Below are 897 nucleotides of genomic sequence, written 5' to 3' on the forward strand. Positions count from 1 at the left end.
GGTAATGCCCGACCGGTAGAAAGGTATTACCTGGATAGTTCAATCACTTGAACGGTATTGGCACCATCGGTCGACTTCCATTGCTGGTAGCGCCGCTTATCCCGGATAACAATCCAGGTTTTGGCAAAATCAGTATTATTACCGGAAATAGTGATGGAATTTCCATGCTGAACCCAGTCAAAAGGCAGGTTATCAAATTTGGTAATGCCCAGAATGGAATATTGAATATTTTTCTCTCCCTTTCCATTTCGTCGAAATTCCATCGTTCCCACATTATTGATGGAAAGTCCGGATTCTCCCTGTTTAATTACTTCGAACCGCTGCACATTCCATGTGCCGGTTAACCTGGGTGAACAGGCTGTAAAACCCAGTAACAATGCCCCCAAAGAGGCGTATAAGTATAGTTTACGCATACCCCTTCCAGGCCAATAACCGTTCCGTTTGGCCAAAGCAGGTATTTCTGCTAAAAGAATGCAAAAAAACCATGCCTGGACATGGTTTTCGGGGACTTCATTCCCCATAAATAATTTGTTAAACCTCAATTTGTACCATTCGAAGCTTCCCCGGCCAGCTGTATCATGGCGGCAATATCATCTACTGTTTTGGATTCATTGCTATCATAGCCCACAGATTTGAAGCGGATCTTTCCCTGTTTATCCAGTACAAATTTTGTGGGGATTCCATCTACTTTAAAGCCAGATACCATTTTGTCCTCCGTATCTAATGCCTGCATAAGGAAAGAATAAGGTTTGCCGTTAAAAAACTCTTCTACATTCTTCTTTTTATCGGCAGCCTGCTCCCAGGTATTTACAAATAAAAAAACAACGTCTTTATTGTCTTTATGGTTTTGCTGGGCAGTATACATAGCAGGAAAGGAGGCTATACAAGGGCCACACC

At 42.6% G+C, this 897-nt stretch carries 2 protein-coding genes; both read right to left on the reverse strand.

The features are described 5' to 3' along the window. Nucleotides 1-26: 26 nt before the first annotated feature. Complete coding sequence (locus A1D16_RS02395) at nt 27-413, reverse strand: hypothetical protein (protein WP_290707423.1); 387 nt, start codon at nt 411-413, stop codon at nt 27-29. A 125-nt stretch (nt 414-538) separates the two neighbouring features. Next, on the reverse strand, nt 539-897 hold a 359-nt coding region (locus A1D16_RS02400; RefSeq protein ID WP_290707425.1), incomplete at its 5' end, for a TlpA disulfide reductase family protein.

Origin of the sequence: Flavihumibacter sp. CACIAM 22H1 (genome assembly GCF_001601815.1) — a bacterium.
In the GTDB taxonomy this organism is placed as follows: Bacteria; Bacteroidota; Bacteroidia; order Chitinophagales; family Chitinophagaceae; genus Flavihumibacter.

Bases quoted from the DNA above. Each gene is read 5' to 3' on its own strand.
- A1D16_RS02395 (WP_290707423.1), bottom strand. From the start codon at position 413: ATGCGTAAACTATACTTATACGCCTCTTTGGGGGCATTGTTACTGGGT.